24 protein-coding genes and 1 tRNA gene are annotated in these 26,688 nt (G+C 63.8%); 20 read left to right on the forward strand and 5 right to left on the reverse strand.

What is annotated here, in order from left to right; all coding sequences use genetic code 11:
• Nucleotides 1-236: 236 nt before the first annotated feature.
• From ABDB81_RS16020 to ABDB81_RS16050, 7 genes are all read left to right on the forward strand, one after another.
• Nucleotides 237-3,104 (forward strand): monovalent cation/H+ antiporter subunit A, encoded by a 2,868-nt coding sequence (locus ABDB81_RS16020; RefSeq protein WP_346812073.1) that lies wholly within the window; start codon nt 237-239, stop codon nt 3,102-3,104.
• A complete protein-coding gene (locus ABDB81_RS16025) occupies nt 3,104-3,430 on the forward strand; it encodes a Na+/H+ antiporter subunit C (protein ID WP_160474628.1) in 327 nt (108 codons plus the stop codon). The genes ABDB81_RS16020 and ABDB81_RS16025 overlap by 1 nt, the downstream gene beginning before the upstream one ends.
• Nucleotides 3,427-4,992 (forward strand): monovalent cation/H+ antiporter subunit D, encoded by a 1,566-nt coding sequence (locus tag ABDB81_RS16030; RefSeq protein WP_346812074.1) that lies wholly within the window; start codon nt 3,427-3,429, stop codon nt 4,990-4,992. The genes ABDB81_RS16025 and ABDB81_RS16030 overlap by 4 nt, the downstream gene beginning before the upstream one ends.
• Nucleotides 4,989-5,492, forward strand: coding sequence for a Na+/H+ antiporter subunit E (locus ABDB81_RS16035; RefSeq protein ID WP_346812076.1), 504 nt, complete (start codon nt 4,989-4,991; stop codon nt 5,490-5,492). Before ABDB81_RS16030 ends, ABDB81_RS16035 begins: the two co-directional genes overlap by 4 nt.
• Nucleotides 5,477-5,752 (forward strand): K+/H+ antiporter subunit F, encoded by a 276-nt coding sequence (locus ABDB81_RS16040; RefSeq protein WP_137925627.1) that lies wholly within the window; start codon nt 5,477-5,479, stop codon nt 5,750-5,752. Before ABDB81_RS16035 ends, ABDB81_RS16040 begins: the two co-directional genes overlap by 16 nt.
• A gap of 4 nt (nt 5,753-5,756) precedes the next feature.
• Entirely contained in the window at nt 5,757-6,161 is a 405-nt protein-coding gene (locus tag ABDB81_RS16045) for a Na+/H+ antiporter subunit G (protein ID WP_346812078.1), read from the forward strand.
• A 148-nt stretch (nt 6,162-6,309) separates the two neighbouring features.
• On the forward strand, nt 6,310-7,002 hold the full coding sequence (locus tag ABDB81_RS16050; RefSeq protein WP_137925626.1) for a response regulator transcription factor: 693 nt from the start codon (nt 6,310-6,312) through the stop codon (nt 7,000-7,002).
• Between the two features lie 50 nt (nt 7,003-7,052).
• On the opposite strand, the gene ABDB81_RS16055 is transcribed toward ABDB81_RS16050, so the two are convergent.
• The gene (locus tag ABDB81_RS16055) at nt 7,053-7,454 is read right to left on the reverse strand and encodes a response regulator (RefSeq protein ID WP_283205143.1); all 402 of its coding nucleotides are present in this window, start codon (nt 7,452-7,454) and stop codon (nt 7,053-7,055) included.
• Nucleotides 7,455-7,815: 361 nt separating this feature from the next.
• On the opposite strand from ABDB81_RS16055, the gene ABDB81_RS16060 reads away from it, so the two are divergent.
• The 3 genes from ABDB81_RS16060 to ABDB81_RS16070 all read left to right on the forward strand — a co-directional run bounded on the left by ABDB81_RS16060 (nt 7,816) and on the right by ABDB81_RS16070 (nt 10,505).
• Nucleotides 7,816-8,904 carry a LysR family transcriptional regulator gene (locus ABDB81_RS16060; protein ID WP_160474630.1) on the forward strand — a complete coding sequence of 363 codons (1,089 nt, stop codon included), beginning with the start codon at nt 7,816-7,818 and terminating at the stop codon, nt 8,902-8,904.
• Nucleotides 8,905-8,994: 90 nt separating this feature from the next.
• Complete coding sequence (locus ABDB81_RS16065) at nt 8,995-9,939, forward strand: YihY/virulence factor BrkB family protein (RefSeq protein WP_137925624.1); 945 nt, start codon at nt 8,995-8,997, stop codon at nt 9,937-9,939.
• A 182-nt stretch (nt 9,940-10,121) separates the two neighbouring features.
• On the forward strand, nt 10,122-10,505 hold the full coding sequence (locus tag ABDB81_RS16070; protein WP_137925623.1) for a DUF6697 family protein: 384 nt from the start codon (nt 10,122-10,124) through the stop codon (nt 10,503-10,505).
• A 177-nt stretch (nt 10,506-10,682) separates the two neighbouring features.
• On the opposite strand, the gene ABDB81_RS16075 is transcribed toward ABDB81_RS16070, so the two are convergent.
• Nucleotides 10,683-11,240 (reverse strand): DUF4142 domain-containing protein, encoded by a 558-nt coding sequence (locus ABDB81_RS16075; protein ID WP_346812080.1) that lies wholly within the window; start codon nt 11,238-11,240, stop codon nt 10,683-10,685.
• A gap of 800 nt (nt 11,241-12,040) precedes the next feature.
• Here ABDB81_RS16075 and ABDB81_RS16080 point away from each other — a divergent pair.
• Entirely contained in the window at nt 12,041-13,429 is a 1,389-nt protein-coding gene (locus ABDB81_RS16080; RefSeq protein WP_346812082.1) for an NHL repeat-containing protein, read from the forward strand.
• Nucleotides 13,430-13,610: 181 nt separating this feature from the next.
• Here the strand turns inward: ABDB81_RS16080 and katG are convergent, their stop codons facing one another.
• Nucleotides 13,611-15,857, reverse strand: a complete 2,247-nt coding sequence (gene katG / locus ABDB81_RS16085) for a catalase/peroxidase HPI (protein ID WP_137925621.1) — start codon at nt 15,855-15,857, stop codon at nt 13,611-13,613.
• Between the two features lie 268 nt (nt 15,858-16,125).
• On the opposite strand from katG, the gene ABDB81_RS16090 reads away from it, so the two are divergent.
• The 9 genes from ABDB81_RS16090 (at nt 16,126) to ABDB81_RS16130 (ending at nt 26,040) form a co-directional block, all read left to right on the forward strand.
• Nucleotides 16,126-16,572, forward strand: a complete 447-nt coding sequence (locus ABDB81_RS16090; RefSeq protein WP_160473422.1) for a YbaK/EbsC family protein — start codon at nt 16,126-16,128, stop codon at nt 16,570-16,572.
• A gap of 173 nt (nt 16,573-16,745) precedes the next feature.
• The gene (locus ABDB81_RS16095) at nt 16,746-19,877 is read left to right on the forward strand and encodes a response regulator (protein ID WP_160473423.1); all 3,132 of its coding nucleotides are present in this window, start codon (nt 16,746-16,748) and stop codon (nt 19,875-19,877) included.
• A 38-nt stretch (nt 19,878-19,915) separates the two neighbouring features.
• Nucleotides 19,916-20,761, forward strand: a complete 846-nt coding sequence (locus tag ABDB81_RS16100; protein WP_346812091.1) for a CheR family methyltransferase — start codon at nt 19,916-19,918, stop codon at nt 20,759-20,761.
• A gap of 8 nt (nt 20,762-20,769) precedes the next feature.
• Nucleotides 20,770-21,369 (forward strand): chemotaxis protein CheB, encoded by a 600-nt coding sequence (locus ABDB81_RS16105; RefSeq protein WP_137925618.1) that lies wholly within the window; start codon nt 20,770-20,772, stop codon nt 21,367-21,369.
• Nucleotides 21,366-22,511: a hybrid sensor histidine kinase/response regulator gene (locus tag ABDB81_RS16110; RefSeq protein WP_346812086.1), complete on the forward strand. Its 1,146-nt coding sequence runs from the start codon at nt 21,366-21,368 to the stop codon at nt 22,509-22,511. The genes ABDB81_RS16105 and ABDB81_RS16110 overlap by 4 nt, the downstream gene beginning before the upstream one ends.
• 66 nt (nt 22,512-22,577) lie before the next feature.
• The gene (locus tag ABDB81_RS16115) at nt 22,578-22,715 is read left to right on the forward strand and encodes a hypothetical protein (RefSeq protein WP_160473424.1); all 138 of its coding nucleotides are present in this window, start codon (nt 22,578-22,580) and stop codon (nt 22,713-22,715) included.
• Between the two features lie 235 nt (nt 22,716-22,950).
• Nucleotides 22,951-24,648: an aspartate-alanine antiporter gene (gene aspT / locus ABDB81_RS16120; RefSeq protein ID WP_137925617.1), complete on the forward strand. Its 1,698-nt coding sequence runs from the start codon at nt 22,951-22,953 to the stop codon at nt 24,646-24,648.
• Nucleotides 24,649-24,671: 23 nt separating this feature from the next.
• On the forward strand, nt 24,672-25,436 hold the full coding sequence (locus tag ABDB81_RS16125) for a hypothetical protein (protein ID WP_346812088.1): 765 nt from the start codon (nt 24,672-24,674) through the stop codon (nt 25,434-25,436).
• 310 nt (nt 25,437-25,746) lie between these two features.
• Entirely contained in the window at nt 25,747-26,040 is a 294-nt protein-coding gene (locus ABDB81_RS16130; protein ID WP_137925615.1) for a GYD domain-containing protein, read from the forward strand.
• A gap of 33 nt (nt 26,041-26,073) precedes the next feature.
• On the opposite strand, the gene ABDB81_RS16135 is transcribed toward ABDB81_RS16130, so the two are convergent.
• Complete coding sequence (locus ABDB81_RS16135; protein ID WP_137925614.1) at nt 26,074-26,406, reverse strand: DUF2322 family protein; 333 nt, start codon at nt 26,404-26,406, stop codon at nt 26,074-26,076.
• 76 nt (nt 26,407-26,482) lie between these two features.
• Nucleotides 26,483-26,559: transfer RNA gene (locus ABDB81_RS16140), tRNA-Val, on the reverse strand.
• Nucleotides 26,560-26,688 lie beyond the last annotated feature (129 nt).

Here is a 26,688-nt window from a genome sequence, read left to right on the forward strand (position 1 = left end):
TCTCGGGGTTTCCCCGTTTCCTTCTCTTGTTTTGCTCCCCTCTCCCGCAAGGCGGGAGAGGGGCCGGGGGTGAGGGCGCAGCGGTACAAATTGCGGCCTGTCGTAGATAGAACTGCTTGCCCTCACCCCTAACCCCTCTCCCGCAAGCGGGAGAGGGGAATAAAACAGGGGGAAAGAAAAACCCAACATCGCAAAGGAGCCTCAATGACGCTGCACAAAGCGCCGGAGCAACACCGATGCTGATGATCGCGCTGGTTGCGCTGCCCTTTGCCGGCGCGTTGATCGTTCAACTTTGCAAGCGCGGCGGCGCCACTGCGGCGTTCGCCATCGCCGCTGCCACGGCACTGGCCGCGCTTGGCGTGCTGGCCATGGCGTGGCCGGGCATCGAGGACGGGACGGTTTTCAAGTGGCGTCATGACTGGCTGGCGTCGATCAGCCTGAACCTGACCCTGCGGCTCGACGGCCTGGCTTTCACCTTTGCCGTGCTGATTGCGGGTATCGGACTGCTGGTGGTGATCTACGCGCGCTACTACCTGCCGCGTGTGGCGTCCACGGTGCGTTTCTTCACGTTGCTGCTGCTGTTCATGGGCGCGATGCTCGGCGTGGTGCTCTCAGGCAACCTGTTGCTGATGCTGGTGTTCTGGGAGATGACCAGCATCGTCTCGTTCCTGCTGATCGGTTTCTGGTCCTACCGCTCCGATGCGCGAAAAGGCGCGCGCATGGCGTTGACCGTCACTGGTGCGGGCGGTCTCGCACTGCTCGCCGGGGTGCTGCTGCTTGGCCGCATCTGCGGCAGCCTGGAGCTGGCCGATGTGCTGGCGCAAGGCGGCATGGTGCAGCGCCATCCGCTGTATCCGCTGATGCTGGTGCTGGTGTTGATCGGCGCGTTCACCAAGTCAGCGCAATTCCCGTTCTTCTTCTGGCTGCCGCACGCGATGTCGGCGCCCACGCCGGTTTCCGCCTACCTGCACTCGGCAACGATGGTCAAGGCGGGCGTGTTCCTGCTGGCGCGGCTGTATCCGGTGCTCGATGGCACGCCATGGTGGTTCTATATCGTGAGCCTCTGCGGCCTTGTCACGCTGCTCGGGGGCGCGGCCATGGCGTTGCTGCAGCGCGATCTGAAGGGGCTGCTGGCCTATTCCACCATCAGCCACCTGGGGCTGATCACGCTGCTGTTCGGTCTCGATACGGAACTGAGCACCGTGGCCGCGCTGTTCCACATCATCAATCACGCGGTGTTCAAGGCATCGCTGTTCATGGCAGCGGGCATCATCGACCACGAGACCGGCACACGCGACCTGACGAAGTTGCGCGGCCTGTGGCGCTATATGCCGCATACGGGGGCGCTGGCCATCGTGGCGTCGCTGTCGATGGCGGGGGTGCCGCTGCTGAACGGCTTCCTGAGCAAGGAGATGTTCTTCGGCGAAACGCTGGCGCAGGATCTGTTCGGCTATTTCAACTGGATCGTGCCAGCGGCGGCCACGTTGGCCGGCGCGCTCAGCGTGGCGTATTCGCTGCGCTTTATCTATGGCGTGTTCTTCGATGGCAAGCCCGACGATCTGCCGAACTATCCTCCGCACGAACCGCCCCGCCTGATGAAGGTGCCCGTCGAGATCCTCGTCGTGATCTGCCTGGTGGTGGGCCTCGTGCCGAATATCACGGTGGGCGCGCTGCTGCAGATTACGGCGTACGCCACGTTAGGCAAGGCGCCGCCCGAATACAGCCTGAGTCCGTGGCATGGCTTCAACGTGCCGCTGATGATGAGCCTGATCTCGCTGGTGGGCGGCACGCTGTTGTTCTACTTTCGGCGCGAGGCATTCCACCGGCATCACGCCACGCTGGCGCTGCTCAATGCGCGCGATCGCTTCGAGGATCTGATGCAGGCGCTGGGATGGGCGGCAAGAACGCTGACCGCCGCGCTGGAGAACGGCTCGCTGCAACGCTATATCGCGCTGCTAGTGGCCGTCATGGTGCTGTTGCCCGGCTGGTATCTGCTGGGCGCAGGGACGATGCCGCTGCCGGATGCGATGCGCGCATTGTCCGGGCCATTGCCCCACGCGCCGCTCGATCCCATTACCGGCGCGGGGCTGGCCATCATGGCATTGGGGGCGATCGTGGTGGTGGCCTGCCGGCGCCAACGTGTGGCGGCACTTTCCATGCTGAGTATGTGCGGCTTGTTGATGGCGCTGCTGTTCGCGCGATTCTCCGCACCGGATCTCGCGCTGACGCAGGTGTCGGTGGAGGTGGTGACCATCCTGCTGCTGGTGCTCGCGCTGTATTTCCTGCCCGGCGATGGCGACAAGGCGCGGCAGCCCAGCCGCCCTGCACGCTGGATTCGCGATGGCGTGCTGGCACTGGCAGGCGGCGCGTTCGTCAGTGCCGCAGCCTTTGCCGTGATGACGCGGCCCTACGATTCGATTGGCGACTACTTCGTCCGGAACAGCGTGAGCGGTGGGGGCGGGCACAACATCGTCAATGTGATCCTGGTGGATTTCCGGGGCTTCGATACCTTTGGCGAGATCTGCGTGCTGCTGGTGGCGGGCCTGGGCGTGCAGGCCATGCTCAAGGGTCTGCGGCTCACCGCTCCCGCGTTCGACCCCAATGGTGCGCCATGGGCAGGGCAAAGCCATCCGTTGCTGCTATCGATCCTGGCGCGGCTGATGCTGCCGCTGACCGTGCTTGTGGCGGTCTTCATCCTGCTGCGCGGCCATAACCTGCCGGGCGGTGGGTTTGTGGCCGCGCTGGTCACGTCGATTGCCTTGCTGATGCAATACGTGGCCAGCGGCGTGTTGTGGACCGAGTCGCGCATCGGCGTCAACTATCGCGTGATGGCCGGCGCGGGCATCGTGGTGGCGGGACTGACGGGACTGGGCAGCTGGTTCTTCGGCTATCCGTTTCTCACCACATCCTTCGGGCACTTCCACATTCCGTTGATTGGCGAAATCGAACTGGCCACGGCGATGATTTTCGATGTGGGCGTCTATATGACGGTGGTGGGGACCACACTGCTGATCGTGTCGCACCTCGGCGTGCGCGACAAGCGCATCCTCGCCAGTACGCATGAGCAGGCACACGCTTCGGCGCAGACGAAAGGAGGGCGATGATGGAAGCCGCATTTGCGTTGACGATTGGCGTACTCACCGCCTGCGGAGTGTTCCTGCTGCTGCGCGCACGCACCTTCACCGTGGTACTCGGCCTGACGCTGCTGTCGTATGCCGTGACGCTGTTCCTGCTCTCGATGGGCCGGCTCGTCACCGGGCGGCCACCGGTCATTGTGGAAGGTGCGCAGTATGCGGACCCAGTGCCGCAAGCGCTGGTGCTGACCGCCATCGTCATCAGCTTTGCGATGACTGCATTCGCGATTGTGCTGTCGCTGCGTTCGCTTGGGTTGTCCGGCACCGATCACGTAGACGGCGTGGAGCGACCATGACCGTCACGCATGCGTTGTTGCTGCCTCTGCTGTTGCCGATGTTCGTGGGCGCATGGCTCGCCATGATGCCCGCGCGCCGCCAGCGCTGGCAGCGCAGTGTTTCCGTGGGCGCAAGTCTCGCGTTGTTGCCGATAGCTGTCGGGTTGTTGTGTGTGGCCGATACCGGCGCGATTCCCGTGGTGGCGATGGGCAACTGGCCGGCGCCGTTCGGCATTGTCCTGCAACTGGATCGGCTCGGTGCGCTCATGCTGGTGTTGACCGCCGTGCTGGCGGTGGCCGCATCGGTGCATGCGAGTTGCGGCGATGCCCGGCTCGGGCGGCATTTCGACGCGCTGTTCCAGTTCCAGTTGATGGGCCTGAATGGCGCGTTCCTGGCGGGAGACCTGTTCAACCTGTTCGTGTTCTTCGAGATCCTGTTGATCGCCTCGTATGCATTGCTGGTGCATGGCGGAGGACCCCGACGTATCGTGCCCGGCCTGCACTATGTGCTGATCAACCTGGCCGGCTCGAGCTTCTTCCTGATTGCCATCGGCATCCTCTACGGTCTGACGGGTACGCTGAACATGGCCGACATGGGTGTGCGATTGCAGGGACTCGATGCCTCATCGCTACCGTTGGCCATCGCCGCCGGTGTGATGCTGCAGCTTGTATTCCTGCTGAAAGCCGCGGCGTTTCCACTGTACTTCTGGTTGCCGCGTGCCTATGCCGGGGCCACGCCATCGGTGGCTGCGCTGTTCGCGATCATGACCAAAGTGGGCGTGTACGCCGTGCTGCGCACGCAGGCGCTGATCTTCAATCTCGATGCCGGACCACTCGCGGGCTTCATGCATGACTGGCTGTGGTGGCTGGCGTTGCTGACGATGGTCATCGGTGCCGTCGGCGCACTGGCTGCGCACGAGGTGCGCGTGCTGACGGGCTATCTGGTGCTGACTTCGGTGGGTTTGCTGCTGGCCGGCACGAGCCTGCAGACGTACGAAGCCTGGGCCGCGGTGCTGTATTACCTGCCGAGCACGACGCTATGCACGGCAGCGTTGTTCCTGCTGGCCGGCGCGCTCGATACGCGCCACGATGCCGTCGATCCCGCACTGGAGCGGCCCGTCGGCAAGGCGGGCGGACGCGTGGTGCGGCGCCCTGGCATGCGGCTCGAAGGCGCGTTGTTTCTTGTTGCCATCGTGACTGCCATCGGGCTGCCGCCGATGTCCGGCTTCCTCGGCAAGGCGATGATGCTGCGCGCCACGATGGGCCCATCGGCTGCCGCAGCGTGGTCGGTGATCCTGGGGTCCAGCCTGCTGCTGCTGATTGCAGCCAGCCGCACCGGCAGCCGGCAAGTGTGGAGCGCACCGTATGTGCGGCACGGCGTGCGCTCGCCACGGCGCGGCGTGGTGCTGCGTCGATGGAAGCTGACATGCGCGATGTTCCTGCTCGCGGGCAATGTGACGCTGGTCCTGTTCGCCGCGCCCGTAGAGCGCTATGTCGATGCCACGGCGGGGCAGTTGTCCGATGTAGCGGCCTATCGTGAAGCGGTGCTTCACACGCCGCCAGCAAAGGAGGCTGACCGATGATCAAGCGGCTGTTTCCGCATCCCTGGCTGAGTCTGGTGCTGGCCATCATCTGGCTGTTGCTGGTCAACGATGTTTCCCCAGGGCAGGTCCTGCTGGGCGCGCTGCTGGGTTGGTTGCTGTCGCTGAAGATCGGGGAGCGGCTGTGGTTGCGGCCGATGGAACTGCGCCGGCCAGACCTGGTGGCGCAGTTGGCGGGCCGCGTGCTCTACGACATCGTTCACGCCAATGTGGAAGTGGCGGCGCTGGTGCTGGGGCCGATGCGGCGCATGCAACCGGCTTTCATCCAGGTGCCGCTGGATCTGGAGCACGAGATGGCGCTGACCGCGCTCATCAGCATCGTGTCATTGAGTCCCGGCACGCTATGTGCCGAACTCAGCAACGACCGTCGCGTTCTGCTGATCCACGTACTGAACCTGCGCGACGAAGCCCAGCTCGTCGACACCATCAAGTCTCGCTATGAGGCGCCGCTCAAGGAGATTTTCGTATGCTTGCCATCGTGATACCGATTGCCCTGGCGTTGCAGGGCGTGGCATTCCTGCTGACCGTGGCCCGCCTGCTGCGCGGGCCGAGCCTGCCGGACCGCATCATTGCGCTGGACACCTTGAGTATCAATGCCATCGCGCTGCTGGTGCTGTACGGCATGGTCATCGACTCGACACTGTTTTTCGAGATCGCGCTGCTGATTGCGGTGACAGGGTTTATCGGCACTGTTGCGCTGACCAAATACCTGCAGCGCGGCGACATCATCGAATTGAGGTAACGCCATGCACGCGACCATGCACCCCATCGCGGAAATCGTCGTCTGCGTGCTGTTGCTGATCGGCAGCGGCTTCATGCTGATCGGTGCGATCGGACTCGCCCGGCTGCCGGATTTCTATATGCGCCTGCACGGCCCCACCAAATCGACCACACTGGGCGTGGGCGGCGTGGTGCTGGCATCGGTGGTGTATTTCAGCGTGCGCGGCAATGGACTGAGCCTGCACGAATTGCTCGTCTCGGCTTTCCTGTTCCTGACCGCACCCATTAGCGCGCACATGCTGGCCAAGGCGGCGATCCAGCAACGGCTGCCGGTGATCGAACGGACGCGGGGCCGCGTGTGGTCACCCGCGCGCAGTGTGGCGGATGCGGGGGAGGAGGGGCATCCGGATGCGGGCGAGCCTGGCAAATGAGGCGCCTGTATCACCTTGCCGAGTGATTGGCAATGCGGCCAGTGTCGACATTCTGGAAACAATGTGATGGCGATAATGGCGCGTTTCCGCCATCTCCTAGAATGATTATCATCTCGATTGGATCGCCATTCGGCGGGGGGAGCGTTTGATGAATGCGTGGTCGAGTTCGACGGTGCCCACGGGCCCGCGCGATGGCAAGGAACGGATGGCCTACGTCGTGGATGACGACGAATCCGTCAGGCTCGCGCTCGATGGCCTGCTGCGCTCCATCGGCCTGCGGGTGGTGACATTCGAGTCGGCGCAGGATTTCCTGGGCTACCCAAGGCCGGACGTGCCCAGTTGCCTGATCCTCGACGTGCGGCTGCGCGGCGAGAGTGGCCTGGCCTTCCAGGAGCAGATTGGCAAGAGCGGCCTGCGCATGCCCATCGTGTTCATGACCGGTCACGGCGATATCGCCATGACGGTCAAGGCGATGAAAGCGGGTGCGGTGGATTTCCTGCCCAAGCCATTCCGCGACCAGGACATGCTCGATGCCGTGGCCAATGCACTGGCGCGCGATGGTGAGCGGCTGGCCGCCGAGCAGTCCAGTGCGGGATTGCGCGCGGCCTACGAGTCGCTGACCCCGCGCGAGCGCGAAGTCATGGCGTTTGTGGTGACAGGTCTGATGAACAAGCAGATTGCCGGGGAGATGAGCCTCAGCGAGGTCACCGTCAAGATTCATCGCGGGCAGGCCATGAAGAAGATGGGCGCCCGCTCGGTGGCCGATCTCGTCAGGAAGTCCGAACTGCTTGGCATCGCGTCAGAATCTGCAGCGTCTGCACAGACGCGCAAGCCGCACTGACGCTCCCACCGCCCGGCGTTTTTCCCGGCACGTCTGCTGCAGCAACACCGCTATCCCAGCGCCACGTCGAGCCAGTGCGCCACGTCGTTGGCGTCCACGGGCTTGAGAAGCACGGCCAGCGCCCCGTTGGCCAGCGCCCGCGTTTTCAGTTCCTCGGAAGGAAAGGCGGTGATGAAGACAATGGGCATCCGGTAGCCCAGCGCCAGCAGTTGCTCGTGCATCGCCACGCCGGTCATGCCCGGCATCATGAAATCCGACACCACGCAGTCCATGGCAGCGATCTTGTCCGAGGCGAGGAATGCCTCGGCGGATGCGAATTGCTCCGTGCGACGGCCGAGCGAGCGGACAAGGCTTGCCGTCGCCATGCGGATGGACTCGTCATCGTCGACGATCGCAACCAGTGGAGCGGCTGACTGGGCGGCTGACTGAGCGGCTGACTGAGCGGAATTCAATAGGACCTGCCTCGATCTCTTGGGGAGGAGCATGGAGGCCACCGTGACGCCAATGCGTTGCAACGGCGGCCATGCCAGTGCATAACGGTATCCAGCGTAAGGCCGGGCAGGGCGCCGGGGAATCATACCTATGTATTAACGTTTCCCATACGTTCGGTCCCGGCCTGGTGCGAAGCCCGATGCGGCCCGCGCGCGCTGGCCGAGCGGACGGCGGGCATACAGGAGTATTAATGTCCAATGCGAATGGACAAGGCTGCGCCACCCGTGTGCAGAATCGTATTTGCCAGACAGCACGACTAACCTTGAGGCACTGCCGGTGCGATTGACACCGGACCCTTTTGGGGAGCCCTCCATGAACGCCATGCACTACCCGGACATCTCGCCGCGCGGCGCCTGTGCCGTCCAGCCGAATCGCACCGACGCGCTGTCGAACTGCTTCGCCACGAGCTACACGGGCATCATTGCCTTCATGGCCGTGGCCACCGAAGGCAGCTTCGCCCGCGCTGGCGAGCGGCTCGGGATTGGGCGTTCCGCCGTCTCGCGCAGTGTGCAGAAGCTGGAAGAGCAGCTCAGCACGCGCCTGTTCCTTCGTACCACCCGTACCACGAGCCTGACGCGCGAAGGGGAACGCTTCTTCGAGAACTGCAACCTCGGTGTCACGCACATCATGGGCGCGATGAACGACATGCTGGACCTGCGCCAGGGCCCGCCGCGCGGCATGCTGCGCGTGAATGCGCCGATGGGCTTTGGACGCAAGGTGGTGGCGCCGCTGCTGCTGCAGTTCTCGGAGATCTATCCGGACATCGCGGTGGAACTGGTGCTCGACGACCGGCCCGCCGACTTTGCTGGCGATCAGGTGGATGTCGCGTTTCGTGATGGCTATATCGAGGATTCGAGCATCATCGCCAAGCAGTTGATCCCGATGCAGATGGTGCTGTGCGCCTCGCGTGCGTATGCCGAGCGGCGCGGGCTGCCTGACTCGCTCGAAGCGCTGGCGCAGCACGACTGCATCAACCGCCGGTTCTCGGGCGGCCGCGTTGCGGAATGGGAGTTCCGCGTGGATGGGCAGCCGCGCAAGCATGTGCCGACCGCCAGGCTCACGTACAACGATGCCGATCTCGTGCTCGATGCGGTGCGCGATGGACGGGGCATTGCACAGCTACCGCTTCATCAGGTGGCCGACGACCTCGCGCGCGGCACGCTGGTGACGCTGCTGGACCGCCATGCCCCGGGGGATCGCGGGCACTACATCTGCTACCTGTGCCGCCAGCACCTGCCAGCGCGCATCCGTGTGTTTATCGATTTCATGACGGAGGAGATTCGCGCAGCGGAATCGGCCAGCGCGATGAGCGCGGCAAGTGCAGCAAGTGCGGTGACCGCGACGGCTCGGGCGAATACACGCGTGGCCGCCCATATCGCGCCCCGGCATGCCGAACCCATGGCGGCGTGATATCCGGCCGATATCCTGGCGCCCGGATGCTGCGGCACGCAGGCATGCCGATTGCAAGGAAACCGGCATTCGCCGTGCCGGAGCCACATCATGGATCGCGTTCCCGCCGGGCATGCCGCCCAGATAACGCCAGGTCCTGCCTTGCGCAGGACGCCGAAGAACCTTGCCATCCTGCTCAGAGACACGGTATCCGCGTGGATTGACGACTACGCGCCCAGCATGGGCGCCGCGCTGGCCTACTACACGGTGTTCTCCGTGGCACCGCTGCTATTGATCGTGATATCGATTGCCGGCATGGCATTCGGCGCCGAGGCCGCACGCGGCGCGGTGGTGGAGCAGATCGGCGGACTGGTGGGCGTGGAAGGCGCCAAGGCCATCGAGAGCATGCTGGTTTCGCTCAGTGAGCCGGCCAAGGGTTCGCTGACTGCAGTGTTGAGCTTCATTACCCTGCTGGTGGGCGCCACCACAGTCTTCGCCGAATTGCAGTCCGCGCTCGACCGCATCTGGCAGGTGCCGGAGCGCAAGAAGCCTTCTGGAATCTGGGAACTGCTACGTGGGCGCGTGCTGTCGTTCGGCATGATTCTCGGCATCGGCTTCCTGTTGATCGTATCGTTGGTGGCAAGCGCCGCAATCGCGGCGATCGGGCGGTACTGGATGCCGATGATGGGCGAGGACGAGGTGATCGGCCATCTGCTCGACATGGCCATCAGCTTCGGCATGGTGACCGTGGTGTTCGCCATGATCTACAAGATCATGCCGCACGCGGCAGTCCGCTGGCCCGACGTGTGGCTCGGTGCGATCGTCACCTCGGTACTCTTCACCATCGGCAAGTTATTGATCGGCCTGTATATCGGCAAGACAGGCGTCGCCACCGGCTACGGCGCGGCAGGCTCGCTCGTGGTGGTGCTGGTATGGGTCTACTACTCGGCACAGATCTTCCTGCTGGGTGCGGAGTTCACGTGGCTCTATGCCAACCGGTTCGGGTCCTTGCGGGGGCGCGGCGGCGCGCGGCCGAGTGGGGGCTCAGACCGGTAATTCTTGCGTCAGGGAAGAAAAAATCGCCTGTCGCCGTGTCAGTGAGGGTCAACTGCACGGCATGCGCATTTACGGCGCGTTGATCTGCCTTGCCCCCGCTTCTTCGCGCCATTTACATCAAACTCGATATCGTCCCGTTCTGATGCGGCTGCCTTCGGTGCGCATCGTTTCGGAGATCACTCATGTTTGAAAAAAGCAAGGAATACACGCGCGAATTCATCCACACGGTATGCGGCGGTAGCAAGCAGGCGTTCCTTCCGACAAAGAATGGCAAGGTGGTGGCGATATGCCTGCGACCCGATCTCAATCCGCATGCCCCCGAGGCGATCCTTTGCAGCAGTGCCGCATCCACTCGCGCGGCAGGCAGGACACTCGCGACGCAGTCGGAAGCCGTTCCACTGTTCATCAGGAGCGAGACGGACAAGTACCGGTACATCGGTCATTTTGCCGCCGTGGAGTCCCTCACCACGCCGATGGAATGCTCGCCGTATGTCGAGCACAGCGGCTTCAAGCTTGCACAAGTCTCGCGTGTCATCAAGCTCAAGTCCGTTGCCGTCTCGAAGTGAGCCATCATGCGGAAACAGCCACCAGATGCAACCGTCCCGCCCGCGTCTTCCATCCGTCCGCATGGCTGCCGCTACTACGTGACGGTTTCAGCGTGTCTCGTCGTGCTTGGTTTGCTCTATGCGTTGTAGCAAAGAACAAGAAATTCGGCAGCTACGCCATGCCGATTTCCCGCGCCCTCACTTGTCGACTTCCGCAAGCACCTTCTTCGCCATCTCGAGATGGCTTTGCAGCGTAGGCAGCGTGTTGCGTGCGAAGGCTTTTACGTCGCGATCCCTGGTGTCGTCCGTTGCTTCGCGGAACAGCTTGACGGCGTTTTGGTGGGCGTCCACGCCAACCTTCTGCGAGTAGGCCTTGTCGAAGGCGACGCCGCTTAACGCTGACAGTTGCAAAATTTCCTCTTTCTTCGCCGCGTTCGGCGAGGCCGGTAACTGGATGCCGAGTCGCTTTGCAATGGGTTCCATCCTGGCCGACGCAGCACCGTGATCCTTGATCATCTGTGCCGCGAACTGCTTGACCGCTGCGCTGCTGGCTTTCTTTTCTGCGATGCGGCTCGCTTCCATTTCGAATGTGCCGGCTTCGGCGGCTTTGCGCAAGAACATGGCGTCGGCATCGCCTGCGAGGGCGGTGCCGGGTTTGTCGGAAAGCGGTGCGGCGTCGGGTGTCGTCAGGAAGGCGACCGACATCAGCGCGAGCATGAGGCCGACGAACGCGGGCAAGAAACGGAGCGGTTGCATGGCTGACTCCTCGAAGTGTTGAAGGGCCAATGCAAGCGGCATGCCCTGCGGAATTCGCGCATGGCCTAGCGGAACAATGCAGCCGTTTGATCGCGCTCGACCCGCCAAACGTAGCGCATCCGGCACCGCATGGCGACTATTGCATCGGCCACGCAAAAAGGCCCCTTGCCTTTGCGAATCCCGTCCCCAGATCGGCCGCTGGCTCGAAGGAACCCCACCAAAGAGGAATGGGAGGGAGATTTCCTGATGGCAATCATTCGGTTTCCAACAATAAAAACATCACATCATGTCTAAAGTTTCGAGAGTCTCCACGTTTCATGGCAATGTCTGTTCAACAGAGGCGCATCGTACGTCTCTTGCACGAAGGGTTCCGTCTTCGTATCGTTCGATCCATCTTCGATAATTCCCCTGTCTATGCGGAGCTTCTGAATCCCGAGGCAGCTTCCATAGAAAAAATTGCGCTGTGGCGGATCGAGAAGTTGCTGTCCACCGGCTCGGTGAGGCCGGATAGCGGAGATCTGGCGACGGCGTCTCGTCTGGTCGTCACACATAAATACTGCGGCAGGAAATGTTGAATCGCAGGCTGCCCATGCGCTGTCACTCGATATGCGCATTCACGGCCAACAAACAGCAGCCGGCCTCCCTGGCGGGGAGTGCGGCTGGCGATTGAACTTTTTACACGGTGCGCACGACCAAGGTCGCCCGGCCGTAGCGCATCAAGATCCTCCAGCGTTGTGCCGATATTTGAGCGATGGCCAGTGGGGCCAGAAGATCATTCAGCTATCTCGCACAACGACATCATGGAAGCAAACAGCCGCCTCAAGCAGCACGCGCGTGCATTGACACTCTTACTCGGTATCGCCGTTCTGTCCGGTTGCGGCGGCGGTGATAATCCGCCGGCCAGCACACCTGCCTCGCAACCCGATCCAGCTCCGGTGGTCCCCGTGGTGCCCGTGCCCGCCACTTATACGGTGGGCGGCACGCTCTCCGGGCTCGCTGCCGCCACCTCGGTGGTACTGCAGAACAATGGCGTCGACGCGCTCACGCTGTCGGCCAATGGCGCCTTCAAATTCTCGACTGCCGTGACGAGCGTCTACGCGGTCACCATCGGCACGCAGCCGGTTGGCCAGACCTGCACGGTGACCCACGGCAGCGGCACCACGGCGGCCAATGTGACGGACGTGAGCGTGGACTGCATCAACAATCCGCCGGCCGCCGCCCAGGTATCAACGCTGGCCAGTGGCGGGACCAACGGTTACGTCGATGCCACGGGAAGCGCCGCGCGCTTCAGCCAGCCGGCCGGCATGGCGGTCGATGCCCTGGGCAATGTCTACGTGGCCGACAACGCGAACCACCGTATTCGCAAGATCACGGCTGCTGGTGTGGTGACGACGATTGCTGGTTCCACCCAAGGATCTGTCGACGCAACGGGCACTGCAGCGCAATTCCGGTTTCCGTCCGGCATGGCCATCGACGCGGCTGGCAATCTCTACGTGGCTGACCAGCTGAACCACCAGATCCGCAAGATCGACACCACGTACGTGGTCACGACGTTTGCCGGCTCCACCACATTCGGTGCCGCCGACGGCACGGGCGCGGCGGCGGGTTTCCGCGAACCATTCGCCATCTGCATCGACACTGCAGGCAACCTCTTCGTCGCCGACAGCGCCAACAACATGATCCGCAAGATCACGTCCGCCGGCGTGGTGACGACGGTTGCCGGTTCGACCCTGAACGGGAGTGCCGACGGCACGGGCAATGCGGCATCGTTCTACACCCCGTCCGGCATTGCGGTGGATGGTGCCGGAAACCTCTACGTGGCCGACATGAACAATCACATGATCCGGAAGATCACGCCCGCCGGCGTGGTCACCACGCTGGCAGGCTCGACGACATCCGGACGTGCCGACGGCACCGGCACCGCGGCGCAGTTCAGCTATCCACAGGGCATTGCGGTGGACAGTGACAACAACGTCTATGTTGCCGAGAAAGGCAACAACACGATCCGCAAGATCACGCCCGCCGGCGTGGTCACGACGATCGCCGGCGGAGCACTGAGCGGGAACATCGATGGAGAGGGGCCCACGGCAACGTTCTGGGCACCATGGAGCCTGGCCATCGACAGCGCCCGGAACCTGTACGCCGCCGAACTGGGCAACAACGCTATCCGCAAGATCGTGCTGCCTTGATATGGCCGGGCTGCAGCGGGAGATCGGGAAGAACTTCCGGTTTGCTCCCCTCTCCCACTGCATGGGAGAGGGGAGCGCATAACGACGCCAACATCTCCAAAAAAAGAAGCCGACCCCCTCAACGGGAGGCCGGCTCTCACTTCTAGCGAAATTACGGGACTATCGCGTTCCTAACAGCCCCTCACACCCTCAAATCAAACCGATCCAGATCCATCACCTTTGCCCATGCGGCAACAAAGTCGTTGACGAACTTCGCCTCGCCGTCCTGGCTCGCATAGACCTCGCTCAGCGCGCGAAGCTGCGAGTGCGATCCGAACACCAGATCCACACGCGAGCCGGTCCACTTGACCTGGCCGGTCTTGCGGTCGCGGCCTTCGAACACATCGCGTGACTTCGGTTTCCACTCCACGCTCATGTCGAGCAGGTTGCGGAAGAAGTCGTTGGTCAGCGTTTCGGGCCGGTCGGTGAGCACGCCGTGGGCATCCGGCCCACTATGGACGTTCAGCACACGCAGGCCGCCGATCAGCACGGTCATCTCCGGGGCGGTCAGGGTCAGCAGTTGCGCCTTGTCGATCATCATGTGCTCGGCCGGCACACGGACGCGCGGGTTGATGTAGTTGCGGAACGCATCGGCCACGGGTTCGAGCGCGCCCATCGACTGCACATCGGTCTTCTCCTGCGAGGCATCCATCCGGCCCGGCGAGAAGGGCACGGTGACCTTCTTGCCGGCTTTCTCGGCGGCCTTCTCGATGGCGGCATTCCCGCCCAGCACGATCAGGTCTGCCAGCGAAATCTTCTTGCCTCCCGCATTGAACTCGCCCTGGATGCCGGTCAGCTTGTCGAGCACCTTGCCGAGTTCCGCCGGATCGTTCGCGGTCCAGTCCTTCTGCGGAGCCAGCCGGATACGTGCACCGTTGGCGCCGCCGCGCTTGTCGGAGCCACGGAACGTGGAGGCCGACGCCCATGCGGTCTTGACGAGATCGGAGAGCGATACGCCCGACGCCAGGATCTTCTGCTTGAGCGCAGCCACGTCCTGGTCGTTGACGAGCGGATGGTCGACGGCCGGGATCGGGTCTTGCCAGAGCAGTTCTTCCTTCGGGACTTCCGGGCCGAGATAGCGCGCGCGGGGCCCCATGTCACGGTGGGTCAGCTTGAACCATGCCCGTGCGAAGGCGTCGGCGAACTCGGCGGGGTTTGCTGCAAAGCGCCGCGAGATTTTTTCGTAGATCGGATCGAAGCGCAGCGACAGGTCCGTGGTCAGCATTGTCGGCTTGAGCTTCTTCGCCGGGTCATAGGCGTGCGGTACGGTCTCTGGGGCGTCCTTGGCCACCCATTGGTTGGCACCGCCCGGGCTCTTGGTCAACTCGTACTCGAAGCCGAACAGGTTGTCCCAGAAGCCGCTGCCCCATTTGGTCGGGGTGTTGCTCCACGTGACTTCCAGGCCGCTGGTGATGGTATCGGCGCCCTTGCCGGTGCCGAAGGTGCTGTGCCACCCGAAGCCCTGCAGTTCGAGATCCGCGCCCTCGGGTTCGTTACCGACGTGATCGGGTGTGCCGGCACCGTGCGTCTTGCCGAAGGTATGGCCGCCTGCAATCAGCGCCACGGTTTCCTCGTCGTCCATCGCCATGCGGCCGAAGGTATCGCGGATGTCATAGGCAGCGGCCAGCGGATCAGGATTGCCATCGGGACCTTCCGGATTCACATAGATCAGGCCCATCTGCACCGCGCCCAGCGGATTCTCCAGGTTCCGGCCCGGATCGGTGCGGCTCACCTCCTTGCCGTGCATGTCCTTGTCCGCCACCAGCACGGCCTGGTCGTCGTCCTTGCCGGCGGCGCCCTTGCCGTAGCGCACATCGCCGCCGAGCCAGGTCTTTTCATTGCCCCAGTAGACGTCGCGGTCCGGCTCCCACGTGTCCTCGCGTCCGCCGGCAAAGCCGAACGTCTTGAAGCCCATGGATTCCAGTGCCACGTTGCCGCTCAGGATCAGCAGGTCGGCCCACGAGATGTTCTGGCCGTACTTCTGCTTGATCGGCCATAGCAGCCGGCGCGCCTTGTCCAGGCTCACGTTGTCCGGCCAACTGTTGAGCGGTGCAAAGCGCTGCTGGCCACGTCCGCCGCCTCCGCGTCCGTCGCCGATACGGTAGGTGCCGGCGCTGTGCCACGCCATGCGGATGAACAGGCCGCCATAGTGGCCGAAGTCGGCCGGCCACCAGTCCTGCGAATCGGTCATCAGGGCGGTCAGGTCTTTTTTCACCGCCGCGAGGTCAAGGCTTTTGAACGCCTTGGCGTAGTCGAATTCCTTGTCCAGGGGATTGGTCTTGTCCGAGTGCTGGCTCAGCAGGTCGAGCCGCAACTGCTTGGGCCACCAATCCTCGTTGGTGGTGCCGCCTCCGGCGGCATGGTTGAACGGGCACTTTTCTGTGGACATGCAGGTCTCCTGTGGGGGGTATGTACCTCTGGTTCCAGCCGTCTGTATGCGGTGCCACGCGCGCGGGCAGGCCGCCGCACGAAAAATATAGTTGAGACCTTCCGTCAACCAAATGTGAGCTTTGTAATCGCCCCGATAGGGCGCCGCTATGACAAGCCCTGGCTCGGGGTTTGTCCCACCATGTGCAGGCCGGGCGCGCCCCGATGCGTGTCCTATAGTGTCGATACACGATACGACAGCGGCGTTTCAGCGCGCGGAGGTTCTTATCATGGCAATCGCTGGCAGACTGGCACGGTGCCTGGGCAGGAACGACAGCCGGTATGACGTCGTGGATCGGGGGCCGGCGGCGCCCATCCCACGCGACCGCCTCGCCCGCATGGTGTTGCTGGAAGACAGTCGCGGCTATCTCGCCGCCGTCATTCCCGCATCGCACCATCTGAAACTCTCGGAGCTACGTGCGCAAACCGGCCGCGAACTGACGCTGGCGCATGGTGAAGGCGTGCGCGAGGTATTCCGCGATTGCCGCCCCGATGCGCTACCTGCGGTGGGATCGGCCTACGGCACACTCACCTGGCTGGACGACAGCCTGCTCGGCCACGACGATGTCTACTTCGAGGCGGGCGATCACCGGGAGCTTGTCCATATGGACGTGGACGAGTTCGCGCGGCTGATGGCCGATGCGCCGCGCGGGCATTTCTCGCATCGCGTCATGTAGCCGCCGTCACACGCAGCCCGCAGGCATCCCGTCGCTGCGGCGCAGCAAATGTCGGCGTGACACCGACATCCAAGTCAGTCTCCGCAGGGTAGGATGAGGCGCATTCCTGTGTCGAGCGTCGGTCATTCGGGCCGCCGCTCTCCCATTTCGCCCCATCCACTGCCCCTGTCGGTATGCAACCGTCATCCCTGCACCGTTTTCTGTTCGGCACGATCATCGTCCCCGTCTCGGTGGCGATCGTGTTCGGCATCGATGTCCTCACGCCGCTGGGTCTTGCGGTATGGGTGCTGTATCTGGTGCCGGTCTGCCTGGCGCTTTATGGCGAAAACGCACGCCTGCCGCTGATCGCGGCGGCCGCCGTGACCGTGCTGGTGCCGGTCGGGTATTACCTGTCGCCCGGCAGCACGTCGAACGTGCTGTATTCGGTCATCAATCGGACGATGGGCGTTGCCATCGTGTGGTTTCTGGCCGTGGTGGTGTATCGCTACATCGTGGCCCAGATCGAAGTGCGGCGCGTGATCTGGCTGCAGGACGCGCAGGTGCGGGTGCTGCAGTCGGTGCGCACGGCGCAATCCACGGGGAATGTCGGTGACGTGCTGATCCGCGCCCTCGCGCAGACACTGGAGGCGCACGTTGGCGTGGTCTATCTGGCCGAGGGCGATCAGTTGCGGCGCGTGGCCGCATGGGCGCTGGCCAATGCCGATACGGTGCCGCAAACGCTGTCGCCCGGCGAAACCCTCGCGGGCCAGGCCGTTGCCGAAAATCGCGTGATTGCATTGGGCGGATTGCCTTCGGACTACCTGCAGATTTCCTCGGCACTGGGCCGCACCGCGCCGAACGAGATTGTGGCTGCGCCGCTGACGGCTGAAGGCGAGGTAGTGGGCGTGATCGAACTCGGCTTCGTATCGATGCGCCGGGACACGGCCGACGTGATCGAACTGCTGGAGCGCATGGGCGAGTCGGTTGGCATGATGCTGCGCGCGGCGGCGTATCGTGGCCGGCTTGAAACGCTGCTCGGCCAGACACAGCGCCAGAGCGAGGAATTGCAGGTGCAGCAGGAGGAGCTGCGTGTTTCCAACGAGGAACTCGAAGAACGTGGCCGCGCACTGATGGATTCGCAGGCAAGGCTCGAAGCGCAACAGGCCGAACTCGAACAGACCAACGTGCAACTGGAAGAACATGCGCAGCGGCTGGAAGCGCAGAAGCGCGAGATGCTGACCTTCCAGGCCGAGCTCGCCGCCAATGCGCGCGCGCTGGAGCGCTCGAACCAGTACAAGAGCGAGTTCCTGGCCAATATGTCGCACGAACTGCGCACGCCACTGAACAGTGCGCTGATCCTGGCCAAGCTGCTGCAGGAGAACAAGGAGGGCACGCTCAGCGACGAACAGGTGCGCTACGCCGCCACGATCCACGCCGCCAATACCGATCTGCTCAACCTGATCAACGATATCCTCGACCTCTCCAAGATCGAGGCCGGCCATCTGGTGATCGAACCGGAGCCGGTGGAACTGGCCATGTTCGCGCGCACGCTGGACAACATGTTCGGCCCGATTGGCGAGCACAAGGGCGTGCCGTTCAGGATCGATTTCATGCCGGGCGTGCCGGACGCCATCGTCAGCGATAGCCAGCGGCTGCAACAGGTGTTGAAGAACCTGCTGTCCAACGCATTCAAGTTCACCGAAACCGGCAGCGTGACGCTGGCCCTGGCGGCGCAGGGCGAGGATGCGGTGCGCTTCGAGGTGCGGGACACCGGCATCGGCATTGCCAAGGACAAGCAGCAGGTCATCTTCGAGGCATTCCAGCAGGCCGATGGCACCACAAGCCGTCGATTCGGCGGTACGGGGCTGGGTTTGTCGATCTCGCGCGAACTGGCGCGGCTGCTGGGCGGTGCAATCACCGTGGTCAGCGAGCCAGGGCAGGGCAGCGTATTTGCGCTGACCGTGCCGCGTACGCTAATGGCCGATGCGTCTACGCAGGCCGGCTTGCTGACGCAGGCGCCGCCGCTGCAGGTTGCCGCGCCACCGCGTCCGGTGCTGCCTGCACCGGCGCCGGCTACCGAACCGCTGGAGCGCGTGCAGCCTGGGTATCCCGCGCCGATCCCCGATGACCGCGACCATCGCACGCGCGGCAGCCGGCTGATTCTCGTGGTCGAGGACGATACCGATTTCGCGGGCATCCTCTACGACCTTGCGCACGAACTCGATTTCGACTGCCTGCACGCCACCACGTCGGCGCATGGGCTGGAACTCGCGCGGCAGTATCAGCCATGCGGCATCCTGCTGGACGTGGCGCTACCCGATCAATCGGGGCTGACGCTGCTGGACTGGCTCAAGCGCGACCCGACCACGCGCCACATTCCCACGCATCTGGTTTCCGTCAGCGACCATGCCGAGGCCGCGCTGCACCTGGGCGCCATCGGCTACACGTTCAAGCCCAGCGAGCGAGACAAGCTCGCGGCGGTGATTCGCGGGCTCGAAGCGCGCATGACGGCGGGCAAGCGCCGCGTGTTGGTGATCGAGGACGATCCATCGCTGCGGGAGAGCATCCGCGCGCTGCTGAAATCGCTCGATGCCGAGATCGTGACCACCGACAGCGTGGCCGGCGCAAAGACCGCGCTGAACGGCACGCCCTTCGATTGCGTGGTGATGGACATGGTGCTGCCGGATGGCACCGGGCATGATCTGCTGGCCCATATGGCCGACGCCGAATCCGGCGCCATGCCGCCCGTGATCATCTACACGGGGCGCCAGCTCAGTGCGGAGGACGAACAGCGCCTGCGCCGCTATTCGAAATCGATCATCATCAAGGGCGCGCGCTCGCCGGACCGGCTGCTCGACGAGGTGACGCTGTTCCTGCATAGCGTGGAGTCGTCGCTGCCGCCCGAGCACCAGCGCATGCTGCGCGCGGCGCGCAGCCGCGACGATGCGTTCGATGGCCGCAAGCTGCTGCTGGTGGAAGACGACGCGCGCAATATCTTCGCGTTGTCGAAGGTCATCGAGCCACTGGGTGCCACCGTGGAAATCGCGCGCAGCGGCCGCGAGGCGCTGGACATGCTGAACAAGGTCGATGACGTGGACCTGGTGCTGATGGACATCATGATGCCGGAGATGGATGGCATCACGGCCATGCGCCATATCCGCCAGATGCCGCGCTACGGACGCCTGCCCATCATCGCGCTGACCGCCAAGGCCATGCAGTCCGACCGTGAAGCCTGCCTGCAGGCAGGCGCGAACGACTACATCGCCAAGCCCATCGACGTGGACAAACTGCTTTCGCTCTGCCGCGTATGGCTACACGCAAACTGAAGTCGCGTATCGCTGGCGCCGCGCCCTCTGCCGATCTCATGGGCGAGAGCGAGGGCGAGACGTTGCTGCCCGACGCCAACTTCGAGATCGAGCTGGAACTGCTGCTCGAAGCGATCTTCCGCAAGTACCAGCACGATTTCCGGCGCTATTCGCGGGCGTCGCTGCGTCGGCGGCTGCAGCAGGCGTTGCGCGATTTTCATCTGGCCACGCTATCGCAACTGCAGGACCGCATGCTGCGCGATACCGCGCTCTTTGGCCGATTGCTGCAATACCTGACGGTGCAGGTCAGCGAGATGTTCCGCGATCCCAGCTACTTTCGCGCGATCCGCGAGCATGTGGTGCCAGTACTGCAGACCTATCCTTCGGTCAATGTATGGGTGGCCGGGTGCAGCAGTGGCGAGGAGTTGTGGTCGCTCGCCATCCTGTTCGAGGAAGAGGGGCTGGCATCGCGCACGGTGTTCTACGCGACCGATATCAATCCGGAGGCGCTGGCGGTTGCGAGGGCAGGCGTCTATGATGCGGGCCGCCTGCGTGGTTTCGAAGAGAACTACCTGGCGGCGGGCGGCAAGCGTTCGCTGTCGGACTACTATCACGCGGCCTATGGCAAGGCAAAGTTCCGTTCGCAGCTGATCCGGCAGTCGGTATTCGCGGACCATAGTCTGGCCACGGACAGCGTGTTCCAGGAAGCGCACCTGATTTCCTGCCGCAACGTGCTGATCTATTTTGACCGGCCGCTGCAGGATCGCGTGATCGGTTTGTTTGGCGAAGCGCTCGCACGGCGCGGATTTCTCGGGCTGGGCAGCAAGGAGAGCCTGCATTTCAGCGCGCACGGCGATGCGTTCGAAGCGGTGGCCGCGCAAGAGCGGCTCTACCGCAAGGTGTGAGACGCGCAATGGCAATCCCCGACCTGCGTCCCTGCAGCGCCGTCGTGATCGGCGGATCGGCCGGTGGTATCGAGGCGCTCACCGCGTTGCTGCCGATGTTGCCGGCGCGGCTGGGTGTGCCGATCGTCATCGTGATGCATCAGCATCCGTCCATGCCGAGCCTGTTGCCCGAGTTGTTCACGGCGCGGTGCGCGCTGCCGGTGAGCGAGGCCGACGACAAGATGGCGGTGCTGCCAGGCCATGTCTATTTCGCTCCGCCCGACTACCACCTGCTTGTGGAAGCCGACCCCGACGCAGCGGGCAGCATGCGGCTGGCATTGTCAGTGGAGCCGCCGGTGCGGTATTCGCGGCCATCCATCGATGTGCTGTTCGAATCGGCGGCCATCGCATGGCGCGCGCAGGTGCTGGGCGTGCTGCTGTCCGGTGCGAACGACGACGGTGCGCGCGGGCTTGCTGCAATCCGGGCAGCCGGCGGGCAGGCGTGGGTGCAGGCGCCCGAAAGCGCAAAGGTGGACACCATGCCGCAGGAAGCCATCGCGCGTGGCGCGGCGGAACGCATATTGAACCTGGAAGAAATTGGCCACGGGCTGGCCAGCATTATTGAATGACCCCTACCATGCAACCTCCCGTCAAGATCCTCGCCGTCGATGACATCGCCGCCAACCTGACGGCACTGGAAGCGCTGCTGGCCAAGCCAGGCGTGGAGATCGTGCAGGCCAACTCCGGCGCGCAGGCGCTGGAAGTACTGCTCGATCACGACTTCGCGCTGGCCATCCTCGATGTGCACATGCCCGAGATGGACGGTTTCGAATTGGCCGAATTGATGCGCGGCAGCAAGCGTACCAGCCATATTCCCATCCTGTTCCTGACGGCTGCAGGGGAAGATAGCCAGCGTGCGTTCCGCGGCTATGCCACGGGCGCGGTGGATTTCCTCTTCAAGCCGATCGACGCGCGTGTACTGTCGGCCAAGGTGGATGTGTTCGTGCAGCTCGCGCAGCAGAAGCTGCAACTGGCCGAGCAACTCGAAGCCGCGCAGCAACTGCTGAAGACCAACGAGATGCTGATGGCAGTGCTCGCGCACGACCTGCGCACGCCACTGTCTGCCATCATCGCATCGGCCTCGTTCCTGGGCCGCTTTGGCGGCGAGGAAAAGATCCGGCCCGCCACGGACCGCATTGCGCGAAGCGGCCAGCGCATGGCGCGCATGGTGGATCAGTTGCTGCACGTGGCGCGCCTGCATGGCGGCCGTGTGGAACTGATGCCGCAGGACGAAGACCTGCGCGCCATCTGCGCGGCCATCGTCGACGAGTGCGAGGCATCGCGCGGCCAGCCTTGCATGACGCTGGACACCACAGGCGATACGCGGGTGCGTGTGGACGGCGGCCTGATCGCGCAGGTGCTGCAGAACCTGGTGGGCAACGCCATGCAGCACGGCGATGCTTCGATGCCGATTGCCGTGCGCGTGGATGGCACTGCGCGCGATCACGTGGTGATGTGCGTGACCAACGGCGGCGTGATCGATGCCGCCACGCTGCCGCATATTTTCGACGCCTTCCGCTCCGGGCCGGGACGTGCGGCACCCAGCGGCAACTCCGAAGGGCTCGGCCTCGGCCTCTATATCACGCGCGAGCTTGTGGTGCTGCATGGCGGGACGGTGGAGGCCGTTTCATCGCCCGAGCGTGGCCTGACCACGTTCACGGTAACGCTGCCGCGCGAATGCTGCTCGGCGCAGCGCGCGATTCGTGCCTGACGGCGCAAGGGACATGGCACGCATCCTGCACTCCTGAACCGGAAACCATCCACTTCGGGAGATCGCATGCAACAAGACGACGTGCAGAACCGTGAAGAGAAAATGCAGCGCCTGCGCGGCAACCGGCGCTATACATGGACGCATCCGATATTCCTGATCGCGATCGCACTGATCGTCGTGGGCTACGCGGCCACGTTCTGGTAGCCATTGGCGGCAAATCCGCTGCCTGTAAGGTTTGCACGGTGTGGTGAGGATTGGCAAAGGGAAAGAGCAAGGCCAAGGGCAAGGGCAAGGCCAATTCGCTGGTATTGAAGATTTCTGACTCCGATATGAAATTTTCTTTGACGCAGGCGCGCGCAGGGGCGAATGGGGCACGATAGCTGGTCAGTTCGCCGCCCATGCGCCCAAAAACCGGTCGTTCGCCCCGCGCGCCCCCGCCATGCAATGTTCCGTCGGATTCTTCAACGCCGTGCCCATGGCCGTGCTGTTCATCACGGTGGGGCTGGGTTACCTGATTGGTATGCTGCGGGCCGGACCTATCCGCCTGGGCGGGGTCTGCGGCACGCTGATCGTGGCGCTGCTGCTGGGCCAGACCGGCTGCCAGATGCACGGCGAACTCAAGGAAGTGTCGTTTGCCCTGTTCATCTTCGCGATGGGCTACGCGGGCGGGCCGCAGTTCTTTGCGAACCTGAATCGTTCGAGCCTGCGCTACATGGCGCTGCCCCTGATCGAAGCCGTGGTGGTGCTGACCGTGGTACTGGCCGCCGTGCCGTTGCTCGGGCTGGACGCCGGCACGGCGGCAGGGCTGGCGGCGGGCGCGGCCACGGAATCGGCGGTCGTTGGCACGGCAGCCGAGGCGCTGCGGCACCTGAACCTCGATCCTGCCGAGGTGAGCCGCATGGAAGCCAATATCGCCACGGCCTATACGCTGACCTATCTCGTCGGGCTCATCAGCATCGTCTTCTTCACCAGTCAGATCGCTCCGGCACTGCTGCGCATCAACCTCAAGGAAGCGTCGAAGGAGTTGGCCACACGGCTTGAAGCTGCCTCGGATGACGATGTGGCCACGCATCCGGCGTTGCCTCGCCTCGTGGGGCGCTCGTACCGCGTGGAGCAGGCGGCGGGGATGACGATCAACGGGCTGGAGACCCGCATTGGCGGGCGCACGTTGCTGATCAGCGTGTTCCGGCATGGCGAGCAGGTGGAGCCAACGCCGGAGCAGGTGCTCGAAGCCGGCGACATCGCCGCCGTGATCGGTGTGCGGGACAGGCTGCTGAAAGCGGGCGACCTGATCGGTCCCGAAGTGTTGCTGCCGCCCGGCCATGCCGATGCCCTGCAACTTGGCGAGCAACACATCATCGTGCGCAAGCCTGCCGTCAATGGCCGCACGCTCGGCGAACTGGCGCACGCGGCCACGCAGCGTCATATCCGTACCGCCTGGGTGCAGCAGATCGTGCGCTCCGGCATGAGCCTGCCGATCACGCGGGCCACGCGGCTGCAGCATGGTGACCGCGTGACGCTGGTCGGCGTGGAACCGGCGCTGTCGGCGGCCGGGCAGGAACTCGGCACCGAAGTCCGCACGACCGATGTCACCGACCTCGTGTTCCTGTGTGCGGGCATCCTCATCGGGCTGGTCGTGGGCAGCCTGACGCTCAACGTGGGCGGCATTCCGCTGACGCTGGGCAGTGGCGGCGGCGCGCTGCTGAGCGGGCTGGTCTTCGGATGGATTCACTTCAAGCGCCCTACCATTGGCGATATGCCTGCGGCTGCCGTGCAGTTGCTGAAGGATCTGGGGTTGGCGGTATTCGTGGCGTGCGTGGGGCTTTCTGCTGGCCCGGCTGCGATCTCGTTGATCCGCGAGCATGGTCTGGTGCTGCCGCTGATCGGGCTGGCGGTGTCGCTGGGGCCGGCTTGCCTGTCACTGTGGATCGGACACAAGGTGCTCAAGATCGAGGGCCCGCTGCTGGTGGGTGCAATTGCCGGCCAGCATGTGAGCACGCCGGCCATCAGCGCGATCATGGCGTCCAGCCAGAGTTCGGTGCCGCTGCTGGGCTACACGGTGACCTATGCCATCGCCAACGTCATGCTGCCGGTGCTGGGGCCGATCATCATCGCGTTGGCCCACGGCATGCAGTAACGCGTCGCACGTACGAGGACTTCATGAATCCACTGATTGCGCATCCCGCCATCCTGTTCGTGGTGTTGATCGTGCTGATGGCGATTGCCACGGCGCTTGGCGCAGTGGTTCTGCGTCGGATCTATCCGGTGCCTGGCGACAACCGCGACGATTTCAATCTGGTGCAGGGCGCCACACTGACGCTGCTGGCGCTATTGATCGGCTTCACGCTGTCGATGGCAGTGGGCCGTTATGACCAGCGCAAGAACCTTGAGGAAGAGGAGGCCAACGCGATTGGCACCGAATACCTGCGCGCGGAACTGATCGAGGGGCCGGAGGCAGACAAGGTGAAGGCGCTGCTGATCCAGTACCTGGACCAGCGCATCATCTATTACCGCACGCGCGACAAGGACGAACTAAGCGAGATCGCGGTGGCGACGGCGCGTATCGAAGACGAGATGTGGAAGACGGTGCGCGACGTGGCGCGCGACAAGCCCAATCCGATCACCGGGCTAGTGGTGTCAGGCATGAACGACGTAATCAATTCGCAGGGCTATACGGAGGCGGCGTGGATCAACCGGATTCCGGTGGCCGCGTGGTGCCTGATGATCGCCATCGCGTTCTTCAGCAACATGATGCAGGGCTATGGCATGCGCGGCAGCCACGTCAAGGCGGTGCTGATCGTGGTGCTGCCATTGACGGTGTCGCTGTCGCTGGCGCTGATCTCGGATATCGACAGTCCGCGCGGCGGACTGATACGCGTGGCGCCGCTGAACCTGCTGAGTCTTGAGGCGTCGCTGAAAAAGTAAGCGCTGCATCCGCGTCTCACTTGCGCCGCATTTCCGCAGTTTCACTTCTGCAACGTCCCGTGCCGCTGCGCGCGGCTATGGCGGCGTGTCCGGCCGTCAGGCCGCGCCCTGCTTGCTGTGGCGCGCAAATTGCATCGTGACGGGATTGCTCAGGGTTCCCGTGCGACTGTCTTCACGAGGCGCACATCTGGCCGATATCGAACCGGGAAACGTTGCGCGCGGCCTTCGCGTGCCTTGGTCGCCCGGAAACGCTGAACCACCGCTGGCCTCCGGCCAACGGCGCCCGATTCCATTTTGTCGGAGGTTCAACATGTCCCGCTATATCGTGCTCGCAACCTTTACGGACCAGGGGGTCCGTACGGTCAAGGAGACCACCAAACGTGCGGCTGCCGTCAGGGAAGCCGCCGGGCAATTTGGCGTCAAGGTCACGGATGTCCTCTGGACGCTAGGCAAATATGACGTAGTACTGACGATGGAAGGACCCGACGATGCCGCGGTCACCGCCTTCGGCCTGACCATTGCCGCTCAGGGCAACGTGCATACCCAGACGCTGCGCGCATTCGATGCAGATGAAATGCAGGCCATCATTGGAAAGATGCGCTGAGCGGTACTGCAGAGAGGGGCGGGAAGAGGGGGCTCAGCCCTTCTGAATGACGACGATCTTCAGCGCTTCGGCACCGCCGGCGATCGCCAGCAGGCGATCCACATTGGGATGGGCGCCCGGACGGTTGCGTGCATCGGCGGTGTGTTCGGCGAAGACGGCCAGGGCGTGCTCTGCAGCGCGTGCGTCGAGCGTGCCGAACGCCTGCTGCAGATAGTTGTACACGGCGAGCGAACCCTGCTTGCCCTGCACATTCTCGATGCTGGCCACGACGGCGCCGGCGGTGTCTACCAGGTCGATCCGGGCAATGCCGTCGATGGCGGGCAGTTGCGCGAGGTTGTCCTTGAATACGTTGCCGGGCTGGATCATGGAAGCACTCCGTGTTTCGAGAAGACAAACAAAAACGGACGGTCCGCGATGGACCGTCCGTGTCTGCGTGATGCGTTGGTAGGCTCGATTGGACTCGAACCAACGACCCCCACCATGTCAAGGTGGTGCTCTAACCAGCTGAGCTACGAGCCTGTAAGAAGGCGCGAATTCTATCTAGACCTTGGCCGGAGCGCAAGCATTTCTTTTCATCACGCGGCCAGCGTCTGGACGACGAGGGCCGCTGCGGCTGCACTGGACATGCTGACTGCCAGCCAGCATCCC

Source organism: Cupriavidus sp. DL-D2, assembly GCF_039710735.1.
Lineage (GTDB): Bacteria > Pseudomonadota > Gammaproteobacteria > Burkholderiales > Burkholderiaceae > Cupriavidus.